The sequence below is a fragment of the Agromyces tardus genome (assembly GCF_003710805.1).
Taxonomy (GTDB): domain Bacteria; phylum Actinomycetota; class Actinomycetes; order Actinomycetales; family Microbacteriaceae; genus Agromyces; species Agromyces tardus.
On sequence record NZ_RHHB01000038.1, the window covers coordinates 23,910 to 31,998 of the forward strand.

Annotated in this window: 8 protein-coding genes; 4 read left to right on the plus strand and 4 right to left on the minus strand. The window is 72.6% G+C overall.

What is annotated here, in order from left to right; all coding sequences use genetic code 11:
- Positions 1 to 27 precede the first annotated feature (27 nt).
- Complete coding sequence (locus EDM22_RS14835; RefSeq protein ID WP_122937864.1) at positions 28 to 1,674, plus strand: DNA repair helicase XPB; 1,647 nt, start codon at positions 28 to 30, stop codon at positions 1,672 to 1,674.
- Positions 1,675 to 1,726: 52 nt separating this feature from the next.
- Here the strand turns inward: EDM22_RS14835 and EDM22_RS14840 are convergent, their stop codons facing one another.
- The 4 genes from EDM22_RS14840 to folE are packed head-to-tail and all read right to left on the minus strand — an operon-like array spanning position 1,727 to position 5,260.
- Positions 1,727 to 2,455 (minus strand): pyrimidine reductase family protein, encoded by a 729-nt coding sequence (locus EDM22_RS14840; RefSeq protein WP_122937865.1) that lies wholly within the window; start codon positions 2,453 to 2,455, stop codon positions 1,727 to 1,729.
- Positions 2,452 to 3,348 (minus strand): dihydropteroate synthase, encoded by an 897-nt coding sequence (gene folP / locus EDM22_RS14845; protein WP_122937866.1) that lies wholly within the window; start codon positions 3,346 to 3,348, stop codon positions 2,452 to 2,454. Before folP ends, EDM22_RS14840 begins: the two co-directional genes overlap by 4 nt.
- Positions 3,345 to 4,592, minus strand: coding sequence for an NAD(P)/FAD-dependent oxidoreductase (locus EDM22_RS14850; protein ID WP_122937867.1), 1,248 nt, complete (start codon positions 4,590 to 4,592; stop codon positions 3,345 to 3,347). The genes folP and EDM22_RS14850 overlap by 4 nt, the downstream gene beginning before the upstream one ends.
- A 14-nt stretch (positions 4,593 to 4,606) precedes the next feature.
- Complete coding sequence (gene folE, locus EDM22_RS14855) at positions 4,607 to 5,260, minus strand: GTP cyclohydrolase I (protein WP_122937868.1); 654 nt, start codon at positions 5,258 to 5,260, stop codon at positions 4,607 to 4,609.
- A gap of 84 nt (positions 5,261 to 5,344) precedes the next feature.
- On the opposite strand from folE, the gene EDM22_RS14860 reads away from it, so the two are divergent.
- From EDM22_RS14860 to EDM22_RS14870, 3 genes are all read left to right on the plus strand, one after another.
- Positions 5,345 to 6,040 carry a helix-turn-helix transcriptional regulator gene (locus EDM22_RS14860; protein ID WP_170964154.1) on the plus strand — a complete coding sequence of 232 codons (696 nt, stop codon included), beginning with the start codon at positions 5,345 to 5,347 and terminating at the stop codon, positions 6,038 to 6,040.
- A gap of 31 nt (positions 6,041 to 6,071) precedes the next feature.
- Positions 6,072 to 6,764, plus strand: coding sequence for a response regulator transcription factor (locus EDM22_RS14865; RefSeq protein ID WP_022894322.1), 693 nt, complete (start codon positions 6,072 to 6,074; stop codon positions 6,762 to 6,764).
- Between the two features lie 41 nt (positions 6,765 to 6,805).
- The coding region (locus tag EDM22_RS14870) for a sensor histidine kinase (protein ID WP_122937870.1) at positions 6,806 to 8,089 on the plus strand (1,284 nt) is incomplete at its 3' end.

The window sequence follows — 8,089 nt, forward strand, 5'->3', positions numbered from 1 at the left end:
CAGGATCGGGGCGTAGACTTTCCCGTTATGTCAGACGGCCCCCTCATCGTGCAGAGCGACCGCACCGTGCTCCTCGAGGTCGCGAATCCGCTCGCGGAGGACGCACGCCACGACCTCGCGATCTTCGCGGAACTCGAACGCGCCCCCGAGCACATCCACACCTACCGCATCACGCGGCTGGGCCTCTGGAACGCCCGCGCGGCGGGGCACACCGCCGAGGACATGCTCGGCACGCTCGAGCGGTACGCGAAGTTCCCGGTGCCGCAGACCGTGGCCGTCGACATGCGCGAGACCGTGGCCCGCTACGGCCGCCTCGTCGTCGACCGCACCGACGAGGGTGCGCTGCGGCTGCGCAGCGACGACATGGCCGTGCTCACCGAGGTCGCGGGCGCGAAGCGCATCGCGCCGCTGCTCTCCGAGCGCATCGACGAGCAGAGCTTCCTCGTTGCGGCGTGGGCGCGCGGGCAGCTGAAGCAGGAACTCGTGAAGCTCGGCTGGCCCGCCGAGGACCTCGCCGGCTACACGCCCGGCACGCCGCATCCGATCGACCTCGACCAGACCGGCTGGCACCTGCGCGACTACCAGCAGAAGGCCGTCGACAACTTCTTCGACGGCGGCTCGGGCGTGGTCGTGCTGCCCTGCGGCGCGGGCAAGACCCTCGTGGGCGCGGGCGCCATGGCGACCGCGAAGACCACCACCCTCATCCTCGTCACCAACACCGTGTCGGCCCGGCAGTGGCGCGACGAGCTGCTCAAGCGCACGAGCCTCACCGCCGAGGAGATCGGCGAGTACTCGGGCCAGGTCAAGGAGGTGAAGCCCGTCACCATCGCGACCTACCAGATCCTCACCGCCAAGCGGAAGGGCGAGTACGCGCACCTCGCGCTCCTCGACGCGCTCGACTGGGGCCTCGTGGTCTACGACGAGGTGCACCTGCTGCCCGCGCCCGTGTTCAAGCTCACCGCCGAGCTGCAGGCCCGGAGGCGCCTCGGCCTCACCGCGACCCTCGTGCGCGAGGACGGCCGCGAGGGCGACGTGTTCAGCCTCATCGGCCCGAAGCGGTTCGATGCGCCCTGGAAGGAGATCGAGGCCCAGGGCTTCATCTCCCCCGCCGCCTGCTACGAGGTGCGCATCGACCTGCCGCCGGGCGAGCGGCTCACCTACGCGGCATCCGCCGACGACGAGCGCTACCGCCTCGCGGCGACCGCGCCCGCCAAGCTCGGCGTCGTACGGCAGCTCGTCGAGAAGCACGCCGGCGAGCGCATCCTCGTGATCGGGCAGTACCTCGACCAGATCGACGAGCTCGCCGACGCCCTCGGCGCACCGAAGCTCACGGGCGCGACCCCGGTCGACGAGCGCGAGCGGCTCTTCCAGGAGTTCCGCGACGGGCGCACGTCCGTGCTCGTGGTGTCGAAGGTCGCGAACTTCTCGGTCGACCTGCCCGAGGCGACCGTGGCGATCCAGGTGTCGGGCTCGTTCGGCTCACGGCAGGAGGAGGCCCAGCGCCTCGGCCGGCTGCTGCGGCCGAAGGAGTCGGGCCTCTCGGCCAACTTCTACACGCTCGTCGCACGCGACACCGTCGACCAGGACTTCGCGCAGAACCGGCAGCGGTTCCTCGCCGAGCAGGGCTACAGCTACACCATCCTCGACGCGCACTCGCTCGAGGCCGCGGCCTGAGTCGCGTTCGGCGGCGCGGCAGTCGCGGGCCGGCAGCCGGCAGCGCCGCGGCTCAGTCGCCCGCGCGGTGCTCGCCGCGCACGTAGCGCAGGAACAGCATCCGCTCGCCCTCGATCGCGTGCGCGAGCCGCATGCCGCGGGGGTGCTCGGCAGCGGATGCCGCGACCCGCGCCGCTGCGCCGCCGACGAGCTTGGGGCTCAACGTGAGGCAGAACTCGTCGACGAGGTCGGCCGCGATGAGCGCACCGAACAGCCCGGGACCGCCCTCGCAGAGCACCGACCGCAGCCCCGTCGCGGCGAGGTCGACGACCGCGCGCACGAGGTCGACGCGGTCGGCTCCGCACACGACGACCTCGGCGACCTCGGCGAGCGCCGCGCGCTCCGCGTCGGGCGCCGACTCGCTCGTCACGACGACCGGCCGCGCGACGGCATCGGCGAAGAACGCATGCCGCGGCCCGAGGCCGAGCCGCGACGAGACCACCCCGAACCGCGGCTGCGGGGGCATGCCCTGCGAGACGCGCCACGCGGCATCCGCCGGGTCGACGGCCGCGCCGCCGTAGCCCTCGGCGAGCACCGTGCCCGAGCCGACGAGCACGAGGTCGGCGGTGGAGCGGATCACCGACATGAGCCGCTGGTCGTCGGCGTCGCCGAGGGCGCCGCTGCGCCCGCCGAGCGTGGCCGCACCGTCGAGGCTCGACACGAAGTTCACCCGCAGCCAGGGCCCGTCGTGGGGAACCGCGTACGCGGCGCGCATGCGGTCGAGGTCGAACCCGGCGCTCACGGGCGCTCCTCGGCGGGCATGTTGTGCTCGAGGAAGGCCGGCGCGCGCCAGCCCTCGATCGCCTCGACCATGCGCACGGCGTCGACGGTCTCGCGCACGTTGTGCACGCGGAGGATGCGCGCCCCCTTGCCGATGCAGTACACGGCGGCGGCGAGCGAGCCCGCCACCCGGTCGCGACGGTCGCGGCGGCCGAGGCTCTCTCCGATGAAGTCCTTGTTCGAGAGGGCGACGAGCAGTGGGAGGCCGATCGCCGCGATCTCGTCGAGCCGTCGGGTGAGCTCGAGCGAGTGGAGCGTGTTCTTGTTGAGGTCGTGCCCGGGGTCGATCACGAGCCGCTCGTCGGGGACGCCGTGCGCCTGCGCCAGCCCGACCCGGTCGCGGAGGAATGCGCCGACCTCGGCGACCACGTCGTCGTAGCTCGGCGCAGGATACGGCGTGCGCGGCGCGGCGCGGCTGTGCGTGACCACGAGCGTCGCGTCGCTGTCGGCGACGACGTCGGCCATCGCCGGGTCGTGGATGCCCGTGGTGTCGTTGACGACGTGCGCCCCCGCGGCGATCGCGCGCCGGGCCACCTCGGGGTGGAACGTGTCGACCGAGATCACCGCACCGGATCCGGCGAGCGCCGCCACCACGGGGACCACGCGCTCGGCCTCCTCGTCGACGGGGATGGGCGGGCCGGGGGCGAACTTCGCGCCGCCGATGTCGATCCAGTCGGCGCCCTGCTCGAGCGCGGTGCGCGCGGCGTCGACGGCGGCGTCGAGGGCGAAGGTGGCGCCGCGATCGTAGAAGGAGTCGGGAGTGCGGTTGACGATCGCCATCACGGCGACCTGCCGCGAGAAGTCGAACTCGCGCGGGCCGATCCGGCGCCGCGCGGACAGCGGGACGGGACTCATCCGGCGGGCCCGGCGAGCGCCTCGAGCGGCACCGCGGGGTCGGCGAGGCGCGCGGGGTCGACGACGGCACGCGAGCGGATGAGCCGCTGCACGGACTCGTTCACGTCCCAGACGTTGACGTTCATGCCCGCGACGACCCGATCGTCGCGGAGCCAGAACGCCACGAACTCCCGCGCATCGCGGTCGCCCCGGAACAGCGGCGCGACGCCCGCGGTGAGCGGCCCGTAGCCGGAGTACTCCATGCCCAGATCGTACTGGTCGGTGTAGAAGTACGGGATCTCGTCGTACTCCAGTGTCTCCCCCGCGAGCGAGCGCCCGGCCGCCCTGCCCGCGTGCTCGGCGTTGGCCCAGTGCTCCGTGCGCAGGTGCGACCCGAGGAACGGGAGGAAGACGCTCGCGACGTCGCCGACGGCGAGCACGTCGGCGTCGCTCGTGCGGAAGGCGGCATCCGCCAGCACGCCGCGGTCGACCGCGAGGCCGGCGGCCTCGGCGAGCGCGGTCTGCGGGATCGCCCCGATGCCCACGACGACGACCTCGGCCGGCACGACCTCGCCGCCCTCGATCTCGACGCCGGTCACGCGGCCGTCGTGGCCGACGATGCCTGCGACGCTCGTCGACATGCGCAGGTCGACGCCGTGCTCGCGGTGCAGCGCGGCGAACACCGCGCCCGCGTCGTCGCCGATCGCCACGTTGAGCGGCACGGTCTCGAGCCCGAGCACGGTGACGTCGTTGCCGTACCCGCGTGCCGCGGCGGCGACCTCGAGGCCGATCCAGCCGGCGCCGACGATCACCACGCGCCGTCCGCCCGGTGCGAGCGCCGAGCGGAGCGCGACCGAGTCGTCGACGGTGCGCAGCAGGTGCACGCCGTCGAGGTCGGCGCCCGGGCCGCCGAACCGGCGCGGGGAGGCACCCGTGGCGAGCAGCGCCCGGTCGTAGCGCAGCACCGACCCGTCGTCGAGCGCGAGCTCGTGGGTCGACGGGTCGAGTCCCTCGACGCGGCGCCCGAGCCGCAGCTCGATCCGGTGCTCGTCGTACCAGGCCCGCGGATGCACGTCGATGGCGTCGCGCTCGCCGGTGCCCGCGAGGAACTCCTTCGACAGCGGCGGCCGGATGTACGGCGGCACCGATTCGGCGCCCACGATCACGAGCGGCCCCTCGTATCCCGCCTCCCGCGCGCCCTCGGCGGCCCGCGCGCCCGCGAGCCCACCGCCGACGATCACGATCGACCGGCCTGCATCCGTCATGGCACCCACCCATCTCATTCCGTGTCGCGCAACCCGCACCGCGCGAGGAACTCTCGACGCGTCCGCCCGTCGTCACGGAGCACGCCCGTGAACGAGCTCGTGACCGTGCGAGCGCCCCGCGCCTGCACGCCCCGCAGCGACATGCACAGGTGCTCGGCCTCGAGCACCACTCCCACGCCGAGCGGCTGCAGCTCCGTGTCGATCCACCGCGCGACCTGCCGCGTGAGCCGTTCCTGCACCTGCAGGTCGCGTGCGAAGCGCTCGACGACGCGCGCGAACTTCGAGAGCCCGAGCAGTCGGTCGCCGGGCACGTAGCCGACGTGGGCGGTGCCGGTGAACGGCAGCAGGTGGTGCTCGCACAGCGAGTCGAAGGGGATGCCGGAGACCACGACGAGGTCGTCGTAGCCCTCCTCGTTGGGGAACGTGGTCGCCTCGAACGGGCGCGGGCTGAGCAGCTCGGCGAACGCACCCGCGACCCGGCGCGGCGTGTCCGCGAGATGGGGCGAACGGATGTCGCGGCCGAACGCCGCGAGCAGCTCGGCGATGGCGGCCGACGCGCGGTCCAGGTCGACGGACGGGGCGGGCGTGTCGGCCGGCTCGTGCTCGGCGGCGACGGCGTGCAGTCGCGGGCGCCCGGCGCCGGATTCGGCGAGTTCGATCGAGGTCATCTCCTGCACCCTTCCCCTTGTGCCCGACGGTAGGCGCGTGGCACTCTTTTGTCAAGGGTCATTGATTTTAGAAGCGAGCGACACGTGGCATCCGACGACGATCTCGATTTCGAGCGGGGCGTGAGTGCCGTCTCGGCCCTCGCCGACCCGCTGCGACGTCGCGTGTACGACCTCGTGGCGCGCAGCGGCGAGCCCCTCGGCCACGACGCCGTGGCCGCCGCGCTCGGCGTGCCCCGGAGTACCGCAGCGTTCCACCTCACCCGGCTCGCCGCCGAAGGGCTGCTCGATGTCGAATCCCGCCGGCTCGGCGAGCGCACCGGCCCGGGCCAGGGCCGGCCCGCCAAGGTCTACCGTCGCGCCGAGCGCGACACCGCCGTCGAGCTCCCCCGCCGGCGCTACGAGCTCGCCGGCCACGTCATGGCCGAGGCGATCGCATCGGCAGGGCCCGAGCGCGAGACCGTGCTCGACGCCCTGCGTGCCGCCGCCGCGAACGCCGGCGCCCGGCTCGCGGAGTCGGCCGACGACCTGACCGACGCGCTCGACCGCGCCGGCATGGAACCCGTGGCCGACGGCGACGACGTCGTGCTGGGCGTGTGCCCCTTCCACGCGCTGGCCGTCGACAACCGGGACGTCGTGTGCGCGCTCAACCACTCCCTCGTGTGCGGCATGGCCGAGGGGCTCGGCGAGGACTCCGCGCGGGTGCAGCTCGATCCGGGTGCGGGACGCTGTTACGTGCGCATCCACGGGGCGGCCACGGCGATCCAACGAATTCCCAGCTAGGCTTCAGCCAACGCGCAGGAGAATCGTGGGTATGAGCGATGGACCCCGCATCCTGATCGTCGACGACGAGCCCAACATCCGCGACCTCCTCACGACGAGCCTGCGCTTCGCCGGCTTCGCCGTGCGCGCCGTCGGCAACGGCGCCCAGACCATCTCGGCCGTGCTCGAGGAGGAGCCCGACCTCATCATCCTCGACGTCATGCTGCCCGACATGAACGGGTTCGGCGTCACCAAGCGGCTGCGATCGGCCGGGTACACCGCGCCGATCCTGTTCCTCACCGCGAAGGACGACACCGAGGACAAGATCACCGGCCTCACCGTCGGCGGCGACGACTACGTCACGAAGCCGTTCAGCCTCGACGAGATCGTCGCGCGCATCAAGGCGATCCTGCGCCGCACGATGCACGCCGAGGAGGACGCGGTCATCCGCACCGGCGAGCTCACGATGGACCAGGACACCCACGAGGTGCTCGTGGGCGACGTGCCCGTCGAGCTCTCCCCCACCGAGTTCAAGCTGCTGCGCTACCTCATGCTGAACCCCAACCGGGTCCTGTCGAAGGCGCAGATCCTCGACCACGTGTGGGAGTACGACTTCAACGGCGACGCCGGCATCGTCGAGAGCTACATCTCGTACCTGCGGCGCAAGCTCGACCAGCACTCGGCGGAGCCCCTCATCCAGACCAAGCGCGGATTCGGCTACATGCTCAAGTCGTCGAAGCCGTAGTACAGCGGCGGCTCAGGCACGCTGCGTAGACTCGCCCCGCCATGCACCAGACCATTTCCGAGCGATGGAACCGCATCTCGCTGCGCACCAAGATCACGGGTGTCACGGTGCTGATGCTCACGCTCGGGCTGCTCGTCTCGGGCATCGGCACCGCGGCGATGCTGCGCTCCTACGTCGAGGGGCAGCTCGAGTCGAAGCTCAGCACGATCGCGTCCGGCGACCTGCGCAAGTACTTCACGGATGACGGCCAGGAGCCGAGCGCGAACGCCGACCTGAAGGGGCTCGACTTCGGCGCGACCGCCGACGACGTCTTCATCGCGATCTACGACTCGGAGACCGGCCGGTTCGTCAAGGACAACTGGACCGACCGCAGCTCGGCGCCGCCCCGGCTCCCCCGCACCCTGACGCAGGCCGACGTCTACGCGCAGAACAACGGCGGCGGCTACACCGTGTTCGCGATCCGCGACACCAACGGCGACCCGACGTTCCGCGGGGTCTACGCCATGATGGTCGAGGACTCCCGCGGCCAGCTCGCGCCCATCATCCTCGCCATCTCGTCGAAGGACACCGAGCGGCTGCTCGCCGCGTACCTCGCGATCTTCCTCGGCTTCGGGTTCGGCGTCGTCGTGGTCGGCGCGCTCCTCACCCGCATGCTCGTGACGTCGACGTTCGCGCCGCTCCGCGAGGTCGAGCGCACGGCCGCGGCGATCGCCGACGGCGACTTCGGACAGCGACTCGGCGGCGCCACGCCGAACACCGAGGTCGGGCGCCTCAACCGCTCGCTCAACACGATGCTCAACCGGATCGACCGGGCCTTCCGCGACCGCGCGCGCACGATCGACCAGATGCGCCGCTTCGTCGGCGACGCCTCCCACGAGCTGCGCACGCCGCTCGTCTCGGTGCGCGGCTACGCCGAGCTGTACCGCATGGGCGCCCTGCAGACGCCCGACGAGGTGGCCCAGGCGATGGACCGCATCGAGAAGGAGGCCATCCGCATGGGCGGCCTCGTGGAGGACCTGCTCGCCCTCGCCCGCCTCGACGAGGCCAAGCCGCTCGACCTCGCCGAGGTCGACCTCGTGCCGCTCGCGCGAGATGCCGCGCTCGACGCGATGGCGGCGAACCCGGCGCGCACCGTCACGGTGATCGCGCCCGAGCACCTGCCGCGCGACGCCGTCGGCGCGACGCCCGCCGAGGTCGAGGTCGAGCTCGACTCCGCCGCGACCCGGTCCGCGTCGCCCATGTCGTTCGCCGGGGCCACGCTCGCGCGCCTGCGCGGACGACGCACCGCCGGCGAGGGCGGCAGCGGGCGGCAGCGGCGCGGCGCC